Source organism: Metabacillus lacus (assembly GCF_009674805.1).
GTDB classification, from domain to species: domain Bacteria; phylum Bacillota; class Bacilli; order Bacillales; family Bacillaceae; genus Metabacillus_C; species Metabacillus_C lacus.
Genome location: NZ_WKKI01000002.1, coordinates 1 through 18,630, shown reverse-complemented (window position 1 = coordinate 18,630; position 18,630 = coordinate 1). Strand labels below are relative to the sequence as shown.

Here is an 18,630-nt window from a genome sequence, read left to right as displayed (position 1 = left end):
CTTCGAGGTCATAAGCCGTCTTGGCCAAAAGGGCAAAGAGCGCCCTTACGTCCAAGCCGTCTTATGCTTGTCAGGGCTGAGCGGCGCCTTCCGCTTTTCTACATTGTCCAGCTCCAGGCGCCAGCCCTTCGAGGTCATAAGCCGTCTTGGCCAAAAGGGCAAAGAGCGCCCTTCCGTCCAAGCAGTCTTATGCTTGTCAGGGCTGAACGGGCGCCTTCCGCTTTTCTGCATTGTCCAGCTCCGGCAGCTAGGCCCTCGAGGTCATAAGTCATCTTGGTCAAGAGGTCAAAGAGCGACCTCCTGCCCAAGCCGTCTTATGCTTGTCGGAGCCCGACACGACGTCGGACAGTCATGCGTTGCCACAGGACGTGGCGCTCTTAGCATGACTTCCTTTGATTGTGTTTTCTGCATTGTCCAGCTCCAGGCGCCAGCCCTTCGAGGTCATAAGCTGTCTTGGCCATAAGGGCAAAGAGCGCCCTTACGGCCAAGCCATCTTATGCTTGTCAGGGCTGAGCGGCGCCTTCCGCTTTTCTACATTGTCCAGCTCCAGGCGCCAGCCCTTCGAGGTCATAAGCCGTCTTGGCCAAAAGGGCAAAGAGCGCCCTTCCGTCCAAGCCATCTTATGCTTGTCAGGGCTGAGCGGCGCCTTCCGCTTTTCTACATTGTCCAGCTCCACCGGCTAGGCCCTCGAGGTCATAAGCAAATCTGGCCTGAAGGTTAAAGAACAACCTTCATTCCAGCTTGTCTTATGCTTGTCGGAGCCCGACACGACGTCGGACAGTCATGCGTTGCCACAGGACGTGGCGCTCTTAGCATGACTTCCTTTGATTGTGTTTTCTGCATTGTCCAGCTCCAGGCGCCAGCCCTTCGAGGTCAGAAGCCATCTTGGTCAAGAGGTCAAAGAGCGACCTCCTGCCCAAGCCGTCTTATGCTTGTCAGGGCTGAACGGGCGCCTTCCGCTTTTCTGCATTGTCCAGCTCCAGGCGCCAGCCCTTCGAGGTCATAAGCCATCTTGGTCAAGAGGTCAAAGAGCGACCTCCCGCCCAAGCCGTCTTATGCTTGTCAGGGCTGAACGGGCGCCTTCCGCTTTTCTGCATTGTCCAGCTCCAGGCGCCAGCCCTTCGAGGTCATAAGCTGTCTTGGTCAAGAGGTCAAAAAGCGACCTCCCGCCCAAGCCGTCTTATGCTTGTCAGGGCTGAGCGGCGCCTTCCGCTTTTCTACTTTGTCCAGCTCCACCGGCTAGGCCCTCGAGGTCATAAGCCAATCTGGCCTGAAGGTTAAAGAACAACCTTCATTCCAGCTTGTCTTATGCTTGTCGGGCCTTGCAAGCCGGTTCCGCTTTTCTAGTTCTATACATCCCCTGTACAAGCATATATTTGAAACGAGCCTAGACAAGGGGTGGTTGAAGAGGATGCGGGTTTCCAATGTTACGGTCAGAAAGCGGCTTGCGCTTGTATTGTTTTTTGGTTTTCTTATTTTTGCTGTTATAGATGTCAGGCTTGGTTTTGTCCAGTTTGTTCTGGGGGAAAAGTTAACATCCCTGGCAAAGGATTCTTGGAGCAGGAATATTCCTTTTGAGCCTGAGCGGGGAGAAATACTGGACAGGAACGGTGTAAAGCTTGCCACGAATAAAAGTGCCCCGTCAGTGCTCGTTGTTCCGAGGCAGGTGGAGGATCCTGCCGGTACAGCCGAACAGCTTGCTGCAGCTTTGAATATGTCAAAGGAAAAAGCTTATCAGTTTGTAACGAAAAAAGCTTCTATTGTCCGGGTAAACCCGGAAGGAAGAAAGATTTCTCATGAGAAAGCGAAAGAGATCAGGTCGCTTGGCCTCAAAGGAATATATATTGCGGAGGATTCTATCAGGCATTATCCCTTTGGCAACTATCTCTCACATGTTTTAGGATTTGCAGGAATAGACAACCAAGGCCTGCTTGGTCTCGAAGCGTATTATGATGAACAGCTGAAAGGCAAGAAGGGATATGTGAAATTCTATTCTGATGCTAAAGGTAAAAGAATGCCGGACGAGGCTGATGATTATACAGCTCCAATAGACGGGGCGAGTTTAAAATTAACTGTTGATTCCAAAGTTCAGACCATTATTGAGAGGGAATTGGATCTGGCAGAAGCAACCTATAATCCGGATGGCATGATTGCGATAGCCATGAACCCGAACAACGGTGAAATCATTGGTATGTCGAGCAGGCCCGGCTTTGACCCTGCTAATTATAAAAACACAGATCCGATAGTCTACAATAGAAATCTGCCCGTTTGGAGCAATTATGAGCCCGGTTCAACTTTTAAAATCATTACTTTGGCGGCAGCGCTTGAGGAGAAAAAGGTAAACTTGGAAAAAGAGCATTTTTATGATGGCGGATCAGTGGAAGTCGGAGGAGCAAGGTTAAGGTGCTGGAAAAGGGGAGGACACGGAAGCCAAAGCTTTTTAGAGGTTGTCCAGAACTCCTGCAACCCCGGATTTGTCGAACTGGGGCAGAGGCTCGGAAAGAAAACTCTATTTCAATATATAAGCAATTTTGGCTTTGGCAAAAAAACCGGAATTGATTTGCAGGGAGAAGGAACTGGAATATTATTTCGTCTGGATAGAGTAGGTCCGGTTGAACAGGCAACCACCGCGTTTGGACAGGGTGTCTCGGTTACACCGATACAGCAGGTAACAGCTGTTTCTGCTGCAGTTAACGGGGGAATCCTGTATACCCCTTACATTGCTAAAGAATGGCTGGATCCGATCACAGGCGAAGTGTTGAACCGTCATACGCCTAATGCCAAGCGAAGAGTGATTTCTGAAGACACTTCAAAACAAATACGATATGCCCTGGAAAGCGTAGTTGCTCAAGGTACAGGGGGCAAGGCGTTTGTAGATGGCTACCGCGTTGGCGGAAAAACAGGAACAGCACAAAAAGTGAAAGACGGAAAATACCTGAAAAACAACCATATTGTTTCCTTTATTGGATTTGCTCCGGCTGACGACCCTCAGCTCGTTGTGTATGTTGCAGTCGATAATCCAAAAGGCACCATTCAATTCGGAGGAACAGTTGCTGCTCCGATTGTAGGAAATATCATTGGAGACAGTTTAAGGGAACTTGGTGTGAAACCGAGGAAAAATCAGATCGAGAAAGAGTATAAATGGCTGGACACAAAACTGGTAGCTGTGCCGAACCTTTTAGGACTGACAAAGGGTGAAGTGCAGGAACAGCTGATAAATATGAAGCTTGACGTTTCAGGAGAGGGCGGGGTGGTCGTGCAGCAGTCTCCGTCTGCGGGAGCCAAAATGAAAGAGGGCGGTACGATCCGCTTGTACTTGGGAGATCAAAAAGCTCCTCCTGACAAGGAAGAGGAGTCTTAACAAAAGCGGCAGTCGTTTTTACGATTGCCTGCATGTTTTTGGGAGTTACTCCTTACTGCTTGATTGGCCCTCAAAAAAGAATTCCTTGATGTATGGCATATGCGTCCATATTGCGTTAAAATATGTACTGTATGCCATAAAGAATTTTATTTATCAGGGAAAGAATTGAGAGGTTTTTACATGAAATTGAATGAGTTGCTGAATTTGTTGCCATTTTACAAATGCAAAAACGCTGAAGAATTGAATATTGATATTCAATCCATTGAAATGGACTCCAGGGAAGTGAAAGACGGAAGTCTGTTCATTTGCATAGAAGGGTTTACAGTTGACGGCCATCTGTTTGCTGCTGCTGCCAAAGATAAAGGAGCGGCTGCCATTCTTGCAGAAAGGGACATAGAATGTGACTTGCCGGTCATCATTGTGAATGATACTAAAAGGGCCATGGCTGTGCTGGCTGATGCATTTTATGGGCAGCCTTCCCAAAAGCTGCATCTGATTGGAATAACAGGTACCAACGGCAAAACAACTACAAGCCATATTGTGGAGCAGATTCTTAAAAATCACGGCAAAAAAACTGGTTTAATCGGCACAATGTACATAAAAATTGGTGAGAATGTGTCCAACGTCAAAAATACGACCCCAGACAGCCTGACACTGCAAAAAACTTTCCGCCGTATGCTTGATGAAGGTGTGGAAGGAGCAGTGATGGAAGTATCATCACATGCATTGCATATGGGAAGGGTGTACGGCTGTGATTATGACGTTGCTGTCTTTACAAACCTGACTCAGGATCATTTAGATTATCACAAAACAATGGATTCATACCGTCAGGCCAAAGGTCTTCTATTTTCTCAGCTGGGAAACACGTTTTATCACAACAAGCCCAAGTTCGCAGTGCTGAACAATGATGATCCCGCCTCTTCACAATATAAATTAATGACAGCTGCGCATATTCTAACGTATGGCATTGATAGCAGCAGCGATATTATGGCGGAAGATATCAAGATGACAGCCAGCGGCACTAGTTTTAATTTAAAAACACCTGCCGGCACTAAAAAAGTAGAGATGAAGCTGATCGGCAAATTCAGTGTTTATAATGTGCTTGCCGCCGCCGGTGCCGCCGCCGCTTCTGGCATACCGCTAGATACGATTGTCGAAGCCATTGAGAATCTCCAAGCTGTCAGAGGGCGCTTTGAAGTCGTGGATGCAGGACAGGATTTTACTGTGATTGTAGATTATGCACATACTCCCGACAGTCTTGAAAACGTGCTGAAAACCATCAGGCAGTTTGCGCGCAGCAACGTATACGCTGTAGTGGGCTGCGGCGGAGACAGGGACAGGGCAAAACGTCCCGTGATGGCTGAAATTGCTGCAACATACAGTGATGTCCCAATCTTTACTTCAGATAATCCTCGAAGCGAAAATCCTGAACAAATTCTGAAAGACATGGAACAAGGCGTGATGGGCAAAGATTATCTGAAGATTATCAGCAGAGAACAAGCTATATTTGCAGCGATCGAAAAAGCTGAAGCCGGTGATGTTGTCCTTATTGCAGGAAAAGGCCACGAAACCTATCAGATCATCGGGACAGAGATTTTAGATTTTGACGATCGTGAAGTAGCTATCAGAGCAATTTCTTCTGTCAGAAGCGGAGGAAAGTAAAAATGATAAGCAAAAACAGAATTTTGGAAGAAAGAGTTGTGGATCAATTGAATAAGGTTATAAAGCTAAGTAAAATGTGTAAGCTGAACGAGAAGGGAGGGGCTTCCGTATGCTCGAACAGGTAATATTCTTTACGATTTTATTGGGATTTTTAATCAGTGCCCTCTTCTCTCCCATCTTTATCCCCTTTCTGAGAAGACTGAAGTTTGGCCAGTCCATCAGGGATGAAGGGCCAAAATCCCATCAGAAAAAGACGGGTACGCCTACGATGGGCGGCATTATGATTATCATATCAATCATTGTAACGACATTGGTCATGACATATAAATTCTCTGAGCCTAGCGTGGAAATGTATTTGCTTCTTTTTGTAACGCTCGGGTATGGAGTTCTTGGCTTTTTAGATGATTTTATAAAAGTTGTGATGAAAAGAAATCTCGGATTAACATCTAAACAGAAGCTGATTGGTCAAATAATCATTGCGGTTATTTTTTATCTGGTATTCAATCAATTCGGTTTTTCAACAGACATCCGTATTCCAGGGACCGATGTTAGCTTTGATTTAGGCTGGTTTTACATTGTTTTAGTGGTCCTTATGCTTGTTGGCGGATCTAATGCAGTTAACCTGACAGATGGTCTGGACGGTCTTCTTTCCGGAACGGCTGCTGTGGCCTTCGGCGCATTCGCAGTGCTGGCCTGGAATCAATCTCAATATGATGTTGCCATTTTCTCAGTTGCTGTTGTAGGGGCTGTTCTTGGTTTTCTTGTTTTCAACGCCCATCCGGCCAAGGTGTTTATGGGTGATACAGGTTCATTGGCTCTAGGAGGAGCAATCGTTACAATTGCAATTCTGACAAAGCTGGAAATACTCCTGATCTTAATCGGGGGCGTCTTTGTGCTGGAAACACTTTCGGTTATTATTCAGGTCATATCATTTAAAACAACAGGAAAACGTGTCTTTAAGATGAGCCCGCTGCATCATCATTACGAGCTGTCGGGATGGTCAGAGTGGAGAGTTGTTGTGACTTTCTGGACTGTTGGCCTGCTGTTTGCCGTGTTGGGAATTTATATTGAGGTGTGGTTATAATTGAAGCAGATTAAACAATATGTAAATAAACAAGTACTTGTACTCGGTTTGGCAAAAAGCGGCTTAGCTGCAGCTAAATTACTACACGCGCTGGGCGCTGTAGTCACTGTTAATGACATGAAGCCATTCGAAGAAAATGAAGCGGCCCAGGAGCTGGAAAAACTAGGAATTACAGTCATCTGCGGGAACCATCCACTCAGCTTGTTTGAAGAGCGGGGAATTGAACTGGTAGTGAAAAATCCCGGAATTCCTTATTCAAACTCCATGATTGAAAAGGCGCAGCATTTGAATATTCCGATTGTTACAGAGGTAGAGCTTGCCTATCAAATCAGTGAAGCGGATATAATCGGTATAACAGGCTCTAATGGAAAAACTACTACAACCACGCTGATCTATGAAATGTTAAAAGCAGACAGCCAGCATGCGCTGATTGCCGGAAACATTGGAACAGTTGCGTGTGAAGTAGCAGCTAAAGCAGAACAGGGCCAAGTCATCGTTACGGAACTGTCTTCTTTTCAGCTGATGGGTACATTAGAATTTAAACCTGACATTGCGATTGTATTGAACATCTTTGATGCCCATCTGGATTATCATGGTACACGCGAGGAATATGCCTCTGCAAAAGGCAAAATTTACGAAAATCTGACAGAAGACGATATTGCTGTTATCAATTGGGACGATAAAACAGTCAACCTGCTTGCTGAAAAGACGAAAGGGAAAAAATTATATTTTTCTGTCAGCAGCGAACTTGAAAACGGCGTTTGTATAAAGGACGGCTGGCTTACATATTTAGGGGAACCGATTATGAACATAAAAGAGATTGTTCTTCCTGGAAAGCATAACCTTGAAAATATACTTGCGGCAGTAGCTGCTGCAAAAAGCAGGGGAGCTGGAAATGAAGCCATTAGAAAAGTGTTAACAAGCTTTTCAGGAGTAAGGCACCGCCTGCAGTTCGTTGATCAGATGAATGGTGTGAAATACTACAATGATTCTAAAGCCACGAACATTTTGGCTACAAGCAAGGCGCTTGAAGCATTTCAAAATCCCGTTATCCTGCTTGCAGGAGGTCTGGACCGCGGGAACGAGTTTGACGAGCTGCTTCCTTCCCTGAAAAATGTCCGCGCCCTGATAACTTTCGGGCAGACTGCCCCTAAACTTGAGGCAGTAGCTGTAAAAGCCGGAATAGAAATTATACAACGCGTCGATAATGTGGAGAAAGCAGTATCGGCTGCCAATGAAGTTTCCAAAGAAGGCAACGTTGTTTTATTGTCTCCCGCTTGTGCAAGCTGGGATCAGTATAAGACGTTTGAGCAAAGAGGAGACATGTTTATTGATGCCGTGCATATGCTTAAATAAGGGCTTGTACACGCGCAGCAGGGAACACTTCACGCACCGGCCCTAATAACTTTTATTGGGGTGTATGGCGTTGACGACAAAAAGATCTACACCGGATTTTATTCTGGTCATCATAACACTGCTTTTGCTGTCCATCGGGCTGATTATGGTGTACAGTGCCAGTGCAGTATGGGCTACTTATAAATTTGATGATTCTTTTTTCTTTGCGAAACGCCAGCTTTTATTTGCTGTAATCGGCGTAATAGCCATGTTTTTTATCATGAATGTTGATTATTGGACCTGGAGAACATGGGCAAAGCTGTTGATCATCATCTGCTTTGTGTTGTTAATAGCTGTTCTCGTACCAGGTGTTGGAATGGTTAGAAATGGATCTCGAAGCTGGATAGGTGTAGGGGCTTTTTCCATTCAGCCCTCTGAATTTATGAAGCTTGCCATGATTGCGTTTCTGGCAAAATTCTTGTCCGAGCATCAGAAGAAAATCACCTCTTTTAAAAATGGGCTTTTTCCATCATTGCTGCTTGTATTTACTGCTTTTGGCATGATTATGCTGCAGCCTGACCTGGGCACCGGCACCGTTATGGTGGGCACTTGTATTGCAATGATTTTTGTAGCGGGAGCGAGAATCAGCCATTTTGCATTTCTCGGTCTTCTGGGAGTAGCGGGCTTTGTAGGCTTGGTTTTGTCAGCTCCATATCGCATAAAAAGGATTACCTCATTTCTTAATCCATGGGAAGACCCTCTCGGAAGCGGGTTTCAGATCATTCAATCACTTTATGCAATCGGCCCTGGAGGTCTTTTTGGTTTGGGTCTGGGACAAAGCCGGCAAAAATTCTTTTATCTGCCTGAGCCTCAGACAGACTTTATATTTGCTATCTTGTCTGAAGAACTGGGGTTCATCGGGGGGTCTCTGGTTATTCTGCTGTTCAGCCTGCTGCTTTGGAGAGGGATTCGAATTGCGTTGGGAGCCCCGGATCTTTACGGCAGTTTTGTCGCAGTTGGAATTGTTTCAATGATTGCCATACAAGTCATGATCAATGTAGGTGTCGTAACAGGCTTAATGCCTGTCACAGGCATCACTCTGCCTTTCCTGAGCTATGGAGGTTCCTCGCTGACACTTATGCTGATGGCAGTAGGTGTTTTGCTGAACATCAGCAGATATGCCAGATACTAAAGATACTTCTTTCATACCGCCTGGTAAGTTATGCTGCAGCGTATCTATAAATGCTTGTAGATCAGAAAAATGGATTTTAGTTAGATTAAGAGTATATTTGACGCTTGTCTTTCCGTTATAATATTTTTGAATGGCCCTGTTGACGCTCAACAGGGTTAAGCTTTTTAACTATCAGTTTTATTGGAGGTTTGCAAATGAAAGTAGTAGTAAGCGGCGGAGGTACCGGCGGTCATATATATCCTGCTTTGGCATTGATCAATGAAATGAAAAAAGAAGATCAAGAAGCTGAGTTTTTATACATAGGAACAGAAAAAGGTCTTGAGAAAAAAATTGTCGGCAGAGAGGGCATTCCATTTCAATCCATTGAAATTACTGGGTTTAAAAGAAGCATTTCTTTTGAGAATGCAAGAACAATTTTTCGCTTTCTCAAGGGTGTTAATGAAAGTAAAAAAATGTTGAAAGAATATAAGCCGGATGTTGTCATAGGAACTGGCGGGTATGTTTGCGGACCTGTCGTATACGCAGCATCCAAATTGAAAATTCCAACGATCATTCACGAGCAGAATAGCATTCCAGGTTTAACGAACAAGTTTCTTGCAAGGTATGTGGATAAGGTAGCTGTTTGTTTTGAGGAAGCAAAAAGCTTTTTTCCTTCGGAGAAAACTGTGCTGACAGGAAATCCGAGGGCATCGGAAGTCATCGGTGTGGACGGAAGCAAAGGGAAAGCTTCTGCTGGGCTCCATCCTCAAAAAAACACTGTGCTGATTTTTGGGGGAAGCAGAGGGGCTAAGGCAATTAATGATGCTGTTCTTGCTATGCTGAATAACCTTGGCAAAAGGGAGTATCAGGTACTCTATATTACTGGTGAAGTACATTATGAGACGGTTATGAATAAAGCGAAAAAAGCAGGTATACCGGATAATGTGCACATTAAACCTTTCATCCATAACATGCCGGAAGTCCTTGCAGGTGTCGAGCTCATTGTTTCGCGTGCCGGTGCCACTTCACTGGCGGAGATAACAGCTCTTGGGCTTCCGAGCATTTTGGTTCCAAGCCCTCATGTTACAGCAAATCATCAGGAAAAAAATGCCCGCGCACTCAGCGACCATGGCGCAGCAGTACTTTTACTGGAGAGCGAATTAAACAATGACAATCTTCTCAAAAAAATTGATGATATCCTTTTAAATCAGGAAGAACTTCAACATATGCAGCAGGCTTCAAGGAAATTAGGCATGCCGGATGCGGCAAGGCGATTGTCTGAACTGATGAGAGATTTAACAAACAAATAAAAAGAATATTCTATATGGTTTCAAGAGTTGCAAAGAAGGGTATGAGACGTGAGGTTTGCTAAAATCTCTTTGGCCCCTTTATTTTCAGCCCAGAATTAAGTGAAGGATTTACAGGAGGTTGTCATGGAGACATTTATAAAAGAACTGCAACAGGCGAATGTAGGGAAGGTTACTGAACTTGAACCTTTATCAAAGCATACTACAATGAAAATTGGCGGACCTGCCGATGTATTTGTTCAACCCGGCAGCCTGGACGGCCTAAAAAAGACGATTGAACTGGTAAAAAAACATGGAATCAGCTGGACTGCAATTGGCAGGGGATCCAATTTGCTTGTATCCGATGAAGGAATTGAAGGTGTTGTTATCAAATTGGGTGACGGCCTTGATCATATGGAAATCAGCGGAAATGTCTTGACAGTTGGAGGGGGCTACTCTCTGATCAAGCTGTCGACCATCATCAGTAAAAAAGGATTATCAGGCTTGGAATTTGCAAGCGGAATTCCAGGATCGGTAGGCGGAGCAGTATATATGAATGCCGGCGCACACCGTTCAGATATGTCCAGTATTCTTTTAAAGGCTCTTGTTTTGTTTGAAGACGGAGAGATTCAATGGCTTTCAAATGAAGAAATGGAATTTTCATACCGGACGTCAGTTCTCCAGAAAAAACGCCCAGGGATATGTCTTGAAGCAGTTCTGCAGCTTCAGGAAGGAACAAAAGAAGAAATTGTGGGTGTCATGCAGAAAAATAAGGATTATCGAAGAGAAACACAGCCCTGGTCACATCCTTGCGCAGGAAGCATTTTCAGAAACCCGCTGCCTGATTATGCCGGACAGCTTGTTGAAAAAGCAGGTTTAAAAGGATACCAGATTGGCGGGGCACGCATCTCAGATATGCATGGGAATTTCATAGTGAATGCCGGCGGCGGAACTGCAAGAGATGTATTGGAGCTGATAGAGTTTGTAAAGGGCACAATTCGTGAAAAATACGGTGTCGAATTGGAAACTGAAGTCGAAATTATGGGAAGAAAACGGTAAAGAAACTCAACCTATTCACGCTGTTAGTGTGTTATAATCCTCATAAAGAGATCGGAAAACGGCATCTTCTCGTGCCGTTTGTTCTCTTTTTAAGGATAAACTTAGCCCGGAGGTTTTCTCCTGGGACGGGGTGAGGATTGTTGAGTTTGCATGAAGAAAAAAAAGTAGTATCACTGGAAGATAGAATACCGAAGATCAAGCAAAACAGAAAACAAAAAAGCAACAGAAGGCTGATCTCCTTTCTTTCTCTCTTTTTTATACTTATCCTGCTTGTCATCTACTTTCAATCTCCTCTCAGCAAGGTTTCTCATGTTGATGTTACGGGCAATGACATGGTCTCTAAAGAAGAAATCCTTAGTATGAGCGGAATTACCAGTTCAACAGGCTACTGGAATGTGAAAGAAGAAAATGTAAAAGAGCAGGTAACCAAACATAAAAAAATTAAAGATCTACAAATAGAGAAAAGACTTCCTGGAACGATAATCATAAAGGTAGAAGAGTATGCCAGAGTAGCTTATGCAGAAAAAAACAATGCATATTTCCCATTTCTTGAGAACGGAAATATTTTAGATGCTGTTCCTGATACGATTCCAGCTGACGCACCAATCCTTGTTAACTGGAAGTCCGGAGAAGAAATCAGAGATATGGCGAGTGAATTAATGAAACTGCCGGACAGTATCGCAAACTCCATTTCAGAAATTCATCATACTCCAACAGAGTCGGATCCATGGCGCATTACACTCTTTATGAATGACGGGTTTGAAGTGAGTGCTTCCGTGAGAAATTTTGCAGAAAAAATGTTACTCTACCCTTCAATTGCAAGCCAGCTGAATCCTGATGTAAAAGGTGTCATCCATTTGGAAGTTGGTACCTATTTTAAGGCTTACAATGGGGAAACTGAAGAGCTTGAAGGAGAGAACAGCAGCAATGAAAATGAAGAGTAAATCTGTCATTTTTTCTTTGATTATGCTTGTGGCGGGATTTCTTATTTCCTTTTCCTATCAATTGACAAAAGAACAGCAGGTACTTCATCCGCTTTCTACTGAACAATGGGAAAAAGAGTACAAAATAAGGAATGACCTCATACAGCAGGAGGAAAAAAACCGTTCTTTACAGCAGGAGCTCTATCAAAAGCAGGAGCAGGTTAGACAGCTGGAAGAAGATCTGAAGAATGAAAAACAAATATATTTTAATCTTGTTGAAGATGTAGAAAAATACAGAATGTTTACCGGCGAAGTAGGTGTGGCAGGAGCAGGTGTTCAGGTAACGCTTGATGACTCGTCCTACATCCCTGAAGGAGAAAATGTGAACAATTATATAGTTCATGAGAGCCATGTTTTCAAAGTGGTCAATGAACTCCTGATTGCGGGTGCAAGCGCGGTCTCAATAAACGGACAGCGCTTATCACATAACTCCTATATATTTTGCAACGGCCCGGTTATCACAGTGGATGGAAATCAATTTCCTGCACCTTTTGTTATTTCTGCAATTGGTGATCCGGATGTTTTAGTTCCGGCTTTGAATATCTCAGGAGGAACGGTTGAACAGCTTGCGTTTGATAATATAGTGGTTACTCTTGAAAAAAGAGATTCTGTCGTGATGAATCCGTTGCTTCGGGATGGGAATTCCTCCTAAAAAGAACAGGTGGTAGTATAGCGAAATGAAATGGAACAAAGGATTGGGCTTTACAATATTAACAATGGTGTTTGGTTTCATGCTTGCGGTCCAGTTTTTGTCTATTAAGGAACCTGCCGTCAGAGATACAAGAGACATGTGGGAGATACGGGAAGATTTAAAAAAAGAACAGCAGCTCGGTGCCCAGATGCTTTCGGAAATAAGGAAATATGAAGAAATGCTGAAAAGTTATGAGGAGCAGGAAAACCAGAATCCTGAACGAGCTTTAAAGGATGCTCTGCAGCAGCTAAAGGTGAAGGCCGGTGTGACTGAAGCTGAAGGACCAGGCATTGAAATCATGGTAGAACCCCTGTTCAGCGGAGAAGTGCTAGGGAAAGAAATACAAAGTGTGCCTCCTGAGCTCCTGAAAAGGCTCATAAATGAATTGAATTCCTACGGAGCTGAGCAGATTTCAATTTCGGGAAGAAGGTATATTAACACCAGCGTTATCAGGGATATTAACGGCGTTACGAAAATTGACGGCTACAGCCTTAACAATTATCCTATTATTTTAAAAGTAATTTCTTCAGATGCGGACAAGCTTTACAACCGATTGTCAGCATCAAATACAGACGAGAACTTTGCAATTGACAATCTGAGTTTAAAAATTTCCCAGCCCAGGCAGTCTGTTAAAGTTCCTGGCTATGAAGATTCAATCAGGGTCAAGCAGCTGAAGCCTGTAAAAGCCTCAGAAGGGGGGGCTTCTTGATGTGGCTTCCGATTCTCGGGTTAATTTTAGGAATTGCACTCGGTCTGTTAACAGAGTTCCGCATTCCTGCTGAATACTCAAATTATCTTTCTATAGCAATTTTAGCAGCGCTGGATACACTTTTGGGAGGCATCCGCGCCCAGCTTCAAAATGTGTACGATGAGCTTGTATTTGTATCGGGATTTTTCTTTAATATTATCCTTGCGGCAAGTTTGGCTTTTCTGGGTGTCCATCTTGGTGTAGACTTGTATTTAGTGGCTGTCTTTGCGTTTGGAGTAAGGCTTTTTCAAAATATAGCAGTCATTCGCAGAATTATTATTTCAAAGTGGAGTCTTCATCGAGAAAATTTGAAAAAAAAGTGATTTTTAAAAAGGGATATAGAAGCTTATAGCGAATAACTCATGTAACTGTATTTGTGGATAAAAGACAACAAGTGTATAACAGTTGTTACAAAGCTGTAATACCAGTTTAATTGTATTGTTGTTCTCCTAATAATAGAATAGAAAAGATAGATAAGGAGGTGCCATAGAATGAACAGCAATGAAATATTTGTAAGTCTTGACATCGGTACATCCAGTGTTAAAGTAATCATCGGCGAAATGGCTAATGATTCCCTGAACATTATAGGTGTTGGCCATGTAAAGTCTGAAGGTCTAAGAAAAGGCTCAATAGTTGATATAGATGAAACAGTTCATTCTATAAAAAAAGCTGTAGAGCAGGCGGAGAGAATGGTAGGGATCCCTTTAAAGAAAGTGGTTGTGGGAGTTACCGGAAACCATGTCCATCTCCAAGACTGTCACGGAGTTGTTGCGGTTTCCAGTGATAATAGGGAAATCAGCAACGAGGATGTTCGAAGAGTAATTGAAGCGGCACAGGTTGTTTCCATTCCACCCGAACGGGAAATAATTGATGTTATACCACGCCAGTTTATCGTGGATGGGCTTGATGAAATTAACGATCCTCGCGGCATGCTGGGTGTTAGATTAGAAATGGAAGGAACCATTATTACAGGTTCCAAAACGATCTTACATAACTTACTTAGATGTGTTGAAAGAGCAGGGTTGGAAATTACTGATATTTGCCTGCAATCTCTTGCAGCGGGGTCCGTGGCTTTGTCTAAGGACGAAAAAAATCTGGGTGTAGCGCTTGTTGATGTTGGCGGCGGTTCTACAACAATCGCTGTTTTTAAAGACGGACACCTGCAGTCAACAACTGTGTTCCCTGTCGGAGGGGAGCATATTACAAAGGATATTTCAATCGGCCTGCGAACAAATACGGAAGAAGCTGAAAGAATAAAAGTGAAACACGGTCACGCTTACTATGATTATGCTTCAGAGGATGACATCTTTGAAGTTTCAATTATTGGAACAGACCAGAAGCAGCAGTTCACACAGCTGGAATTATCTGAGATTATAGAGGCAAGGCTTGAAGAAGTGCTGGAACTGGTGCAAAATGAAATTAGAAGAATGGGATATCATGACCTTCCTGGAGGGTATGTGCTAACTGGGGGTTCCGTTGGAATGCCCGGTGTCTCCGAGCTGTCCCAGGCAGTTCTGCAAAACAGCGTCAGAATTGCCAGCCCTGATTATATAGGGGTTCGCGAACCCAAATATATGACTGGTGTTGGTTTGATCCAGTTTGCCCACAAAAATGCAAAAATACAAGGTAGAAAAATCAGTTCCAATGTTGCTGCAGAAAAAGTGGAGGTAGCTGCTGCGAAGGAAGAGCAGCGCACCAAAGCAAAGTCTCAGCAGCCTAGCGGTGAAAAAAAATCTAATAAAGTGAAAAAGTTTTTTGGTTACTTCTTTGAATAGAATCACCGATGAGAAGCCATTGATGGATTAGGAGGATTTTGCATGTTGGAGTTTGATACAAATATTGACGGATTAGCCACTATAAAGGTAATTGGAGTTGGCGGCGGTGGAAACAACGCTGTTAACCGGATGATTGAGCATGGAGTTCAGGGGGTTGAGTTTATTGCAGTAAATACTGATGCTCAAGCCTTAAACCTGTCCAAAGCGGAAATTAAAATGCAAATAGGCTCCAAATTAACAAGAGGACTAGGTGCCGGAGCTAACCCTGAAGTAGGGAAAAAAGCAGCTGAAGAAAGCAAAGAACAGATTGAAGAAGCACTGAGAGGTGCTGACATGGTGTTTGTTACAGCTGGTATGGGAGGCGGCACTGGAACAGGTGCAGCGCCGGTTATTGCTCAAATCGCAAAAGATCTTGGAGCTTTAACAGTTGGTGTTGTTACAAGGCCGTTTACATTTGAAGGCCGTAAACGCCAAATGCAGGCTGCCGGTGGAATTGCATCTATGAAAGAAGCGGTAGATACACTGATCGTCATCCCGAACGACCGTCTTCTTGAGATTGTTGACAAAAATACACCAATGCTTGAAGCGTTCCGTGAGGCTGACAATGTTCTTCGCCAGGGTGTACAAGGTATATCCGACTTGATTGCGACTCCAGGGTTAATTAACCTCGACTTTGCAGACGTAAAAACAATTATGTCTAACCGTGGTTCTTCTCTTATGGGAATCGGTGTGGCGACCGGAGAAAATCGTGCTGCAGAAGCAGCTAAGAAAGCTGTTTCCAGTCCATTGCTCGAGACTGCCATTGATGGTGCACAAGGTGTCTTAATGAATATTACCGGAGGCACTAACCTCAGCCTTTATGAAGTTCAGGAAGCTGCTGATATTGTTGCTTCTGCATCTGATCAGGATGTGAATATGATTTTCGGTTCTGTGATTAACGAGAATTTGAAAGATGAAATCATTGTTACAGTCATTGCCACTGGATTCAGTGAGCAGGAAATCAATACTCCTAAGTCGGGACGTCCATTCGGGGGCATGAAACCAAATGTGACACCTACAGCTAAAAGGGAAAGAGAAAGAGAAGTTAAAAGGGAAGAACAGCCTCAAGAAATACCTACAAGGTCTCAACAGCCTGAGGATGCGCTTGATATCCCTACTTTCCTTCGTAACCGTAATAGACGCAGATAACAGATCCGGCATGATCCCCATTGGGGATCATGCTTTTTTTTATGAAATAGCAGAAATAAAGCTGCCCCAATTCAAAGGCTTCTTATATTATAGAACAAACGTTCTTGTAAATCAAGGGTAAAAACCAGCCCCCGCCATTTACGTCAGAAAATGGAGGGGGTCAAGTATTTTCTCGTCATATTCTCTCGACAAAACTTCCAGTTTTCCTTCAAAATTTCTCCCATCCTCTCAACAGCAAGTGACAGACTTTCAACTTCTTTCTGCTTTATACTAATCTCTAACAGGCTTGCTTTCTTTATAAGTTTGTATATTCTGCTTAAAGAAATACAGGGGAAGGAGCATGCGGTGGCAATATATCTTGATGTAATCTGGCTGTTAAACTTTACTTTTGATGGCATGCTTCTGCTGCTGACAGCACTTATACTTAAAAGAAGTTTCAAGTGGCATAGGCTTATGCTGGGGGCTCTTATAGGATCCAGTATTGTGGTTCTTTTGTTCACCCCGGCAGCACCTTTGGTATCTCACCCTGCAGGTAAACTTTTATTTTCTTTACTTATGGTAATTACAGCTTTTTCTTTTAAACGATTTTCTTTCTTCATTCAAAATTTACTGACATTCTATTTTTCTACTTTCATTGTTGGCGGCGGAATTATCGGGCTTCACTTTTTCTTGAAAACGGAATTCAGTGTATTCAGCGGCATTGTGAATACGTATTCTACAGGCTACGGAGATCCTGTCAGCTGGATGTTTGTTGCAGCTGCTTTTCCGGCTCTCTGGTATTTTTCAAGAAGAAGAGTGGAAGAATTTGAAACAAAAAAAATACAATATGATCAGATAGCAGAAGTGTCTATTAGGATAGAAGATTCTTTTCTGCAGATTAGGGGATTGATAGACAGCGGAAATCAGCTTTCCGACCCTCTGACTAAAGTGCCCGTTATGATACTGGGTGTGCAGTATGTAAGAGACCAGCTGCCCCAGCAGCTGGTGAGCAATATTATGTCAGGAGATGCGGCTGTATCTTTTTTAAATGACAGCAGTGAGTGGCCTTGGCTGGACCGGCTGCGGATTATACCGTACAGGGGAGTTGGTCAGTCACATCAATTCTTGCTGGGTGTAAAGCCTGATTTGGTTAAGATTACTACTGCAGAGGGAGTCTTTGAAGTAAAAAAGGCAATAGTAGGACTTAATGCCGAGCCCCTCTCTTCAGATGGAGACTTTCAATGTATTCTGCACCCTAAAATGCTTCAGGGAGATCCTGTACAGCACGTTTCCTAAAGGCACAGATAGTATTATCTTACTCGTTAAATAAATATTTAGAAGGGGGAGAATAATGAAAAAACTCAAACTGTACTTTACGTATCTTTGGTATAAACTGCTAATCAAGCTCGGATTAAAAACAGATGAAATTTACTATATCGGAGGCAGCGAAGCCCTGCCTCCACCATTATCAAAGGAAGAAGAGGAGCTTTTGCTGATTAAGCTTCCTTCTGGGGATGAAGCAGCCAGATCCATCCTAATTGAGCGTAATCTGAGGCTTGTTGTTTATATTGCCAGAAAGTTTGAAAATACGGGGATCAATATAGAGGATTTAATTAGTATTGGAACAATCGGTCTTATCAAAGCGGTGAATACATTTAATCCTGAAAAGAAAATTAAGCTGGCTACATATGCATCCCGGTGCATTGAAAATGAAATACTGATGTATCTGAGAAGAAATAATAAAATCCGCTCAGAGGTTTCATTTGATGAACCTTTGAATATTGATTGGGACGGCAATGAGCTTCTTCTATCCGATGTTCTTGGGACCGATGAGGATATCATTACCAAAGATCTGGAAGCGAATGTGGATAAAAAGCTTCTTTTAAAAGCACTTCAACAGCTGAATGAGCGTGAAAAGCAAATCATGGAGCTGAGATTCGGCCTTTTGGGAGGAGAGGAAAAAACACAAAAAGACGTGGCTGATATGCTGGGGATTTCGCAATCCTATATTTCAAGGCTGGAAAAAAGAATTATTAAAAGATTGAGAAAAGAATTTAATAAAATGGTCTGATGGAATTTTTAAGTTGTTGTTTTCTAATATTTACCATAGGTTCACAAGGACAAGGGAATACCTTGTCCTCAGGCTGTCGAGAAACTCTCGACAGTCTTTTATTTTTTTTCTTTTACTTTCCCAATTCACCGCGTTAATTTGGTATAATATAGGTAATAACTCTAGGATGGTGAATGGGATGTTTAAACCAAAAAGAGAATCACAAAATGAAGCGGAATTTGTTTTTATTGAAGACTT

General features: G+C 43.3%; 18 protein-coding genes. 15 read left to right on the top strand and 3 right to left on the bottom strand.

The genetic code is table 11. From position 1 onward, the window contains the following. Window positions 1–45: 45 nt before the first annotated feature. Together GJU40_RS20635 and GJU40_RS20630 are read right to left on the bottom strand one after the other, a co-directional pair. A complete protein-coding gene (locus GJU40_RS20635; RefSeq protein ID WP_170289293.1) occupies window positions 46–231 on the bottom strand; it encodes a hypothetical protein in 186 nt (61 codons plus the stop codon). A gap of 247 nt (window positions 232–478) precedes the next feature. Then, window positions 479–676, bottom strand: a complete 198-nt coding sequence (locus GJU40_RS20630) for a hypothetical protein (protein ID WP_170289292.1) — start codon at window positions 674–676, stop codon at window positions 479–481. Window positions 677–1,411: 735 nt separating this feature from the next. Here GJU40_RS20630 and GJU40_RS01370 point away from each other — a divergent pair. The 15 genes from GJU40_RS01370 to sigE all read left to right on the top strand — a co-directional run bounded on the left by GJU40_RS01370 (window position 1,412) and on the right by sigE (window position 18,393). Further along, window positions 1,412–3,361, top strand: a complete 1,950-nt coding sequence (locus tag GJU40_RS01370; protein ID WP_154305951.1) for a stage V sporulation protein D — start codon at window positions 1,412–1,414, stop codon at window positions 3,359–3,361. A 180-nt stretch (window positions 3,362–3,541) separates the two neighbouring features. Continuing rightward, window positions 3,542–5,023 (top strand): UDP-N-acetylmuramoyl-L-alanyl-D-glutamate--2,6-diaminopimelate ligase, encoded by a 1,482-nt coding sequence (locus GJU40_RS01365; RefSeq protein WP_154305950.1) that lies wholly within the window; start codon window positions 3,542–3,544, stop codon window positions 5,021–5,023. Window positions 5,024–5,132: 109 nt separating this feature from the next. Further along, window positions 5,133–6,107 carry a phospho-N-acetylmuramoyl-pentapeptide-transferase gene (mraY, locus tag GJU40_RS01360; RefSeq protein WP_154305949.1) on the top strand — a complete coding sequence of 325 codons (975 nt, stop codon included), beginning with the start codon at window positions 5,133–5,135 and terminating at the stop codon, window positions 6,105–6,107. After that, the gene (gene murD / locus GJU40_RS01355) at window positions 6,108–7,463 is read left to right on the top strand and encodes a UDP-N-acetylmuramoyl-L-alanine--D-glutamate ligase (protein ID WP_154305948.1); all 1,356 of its coding nucleotides are present in this window, start codon (window positions 6,108–6,110) and stop codon (window positions 7,461–7,463) included. It begins immediately after the preceding gene. A gap of 70 nt (window positions 7,464–7,533) precedes the next feature. Beyond that, the gene (gene spoVE, locus GJU40_RS01350) at window positions 7,534–8,634 is read left to right on the top strand and encodes a stage V sporulation protein E (protein ID WP_154305947.1); all 1,101 of its coding nucleotides are present in this window, start codon (window positions 7,534–7,536) and stop codon (window positions 8,632–8,634) included. A 194-nt stretch (window positions 8,635–8,828) separates the two neighbouring features. Beyond that, complete coding sequence (murG, locus tag GJU40_RS01345; RefSeq protein ID WP_154305946.1) at window positions 8,829–9,923, top strand: undecaprenyldiphospho-muramoylpentapeptide beta-N-acetylglucosaminyltransferase; 1,095 nt, start codon at window positions 8,829–8,831, stop codon at window positions 9,921–9,923. Between the two features lie 123 nt (window positions 9,924–10,046). Beyond that, complete coding sequence (gene murB / locus GJU40_RS01340) at window positions 10,047–10,958, top strand: UDP-N-acetylmuramate dehydrogenase (RefSeq protein ID WP_154305945.1); 912 nt, start codon at window positions 10,047–10,049, stop codon at window positions 10,956–10,958. 140 nt (window positions 10,959–11,098) lie between these two features. Next, on the top strand, window positions 11,099–11,902 hold the full coding sequence (locus GJU40_RS01335) for a cell division protein FtsQ/DivIB (RefSeq protein WP_154305944.1): 804 nt from the start codon (window positions 11,099–11,101) through the stop codon (window positions 11,900–11,902). Beyond that, window positions 11,892–12,593 carry a DUF881 domain-containing protein gene (locus tag GJU40_RS01330; protein WP_154305943.1) on the top strand — a complete coding sequence of 234 codons (702 nt, stop codon included), beginning with the start codon at window positions 11,892–11,894 and terminating at the stop codon, window positions 12,591–12,593. Before GJU40_RS01335 ends, GJU40_RS01330 begins: the two co-directional genes overlap by 11 nt. A 25-nt stretch (window positions 12,594–12,618) precedes the next feature. After that, the gene (locus GJU40_RS01325; protein WP_154305942.1) at window positions 12,619–13,341 is read left to right on the top strand and encodes a DUF881 domain-containing protein; all 723 of its coding nucleotides are present in this window, start codon (window positions 12,619–12,621) and stop codon (window positions 13,339–13,341) included. Further along, the gene (locus tag GJU40_RS01320; protein ID WP_154306184.1) at window positions 13,341–13,703 is read left to right on the top strand and encodes a small basic family protein; all 363 of its coding nucleotides are present in this window, start codon (window positions 13,341–13,343) and stop codon (window positions 13,701–13,703) included. The genes GJU40_RS01325 and GJU40_RS01320 overlap by 1 nt, the downstream gene beginning before the upstream one ends. Before the next feature lie 168 nt (window positions 13,704–13,871). Then, window positions 13,872–15,155: a cell division protein FtsA gene (gene ftsA / locus GJU40_RS01315; protein ID WP_154305941.1), complete on the top strand. Its 1,284-nt coding sequence runs from the start codon at window positions 13,872–13,874 to the stop codon at window positions 15,153–15,155. A 42-nt stretch (window positions 15,156–15,197) separates the two neighbouring features. After that, window positions 15,198–16,343 carry a cell division protein FtsZ gene (gene ftsZ, locus GJU40_RS01310; protein WP_154305940.1) on the top strand — a complete coding sequence of 382 codons (1,146 nt, stop codon included), beginning with the start codon at window positions 15,198–15,200 and terminating at the stop codon, window positions 16,341–16,343. 345 nt (window positions 16,344–16,688) lie between these two features. Next, the gene (gene spoIIGA, locus GJU40_RS01305; protein ID WP_343031333.1) at window positions 16,689–17,618 is read left to right on the top strand and encodes a sigma-E processing peptidase SpoIIGA; all 930 of its coding nucleotides are present in this window, start codon (window positions 16,689–16,691) and stop codon (window positions 17,616–17,618) included. Between the two features lie 55 nt (window positions 17,619–17,673). Then, window positions 17,674–18,393: an RNA polymerase sporulation sigma factor SigE gene (sigE, locus tag GJU40_RS01300; protein WP_154305938.1), complete on the top strand. Its 720-nt coding sequence runs from the start codon at window positions 17,674–17,676 to the stop codon at window positions 18,391–18,393. Between the two features lie 30 nt (window positions 18,394–18,423). Here sigE and GJU40_RS20805 read toward each other — a convergent pair. Continuing rightward, on the bottom strand, window positions 18,424–18,630 hold a 207-nt coding region (locus tag GJU40_RS20805; protein WP_212029776.1), incomplete at its 5' end, for a hypothetical protein.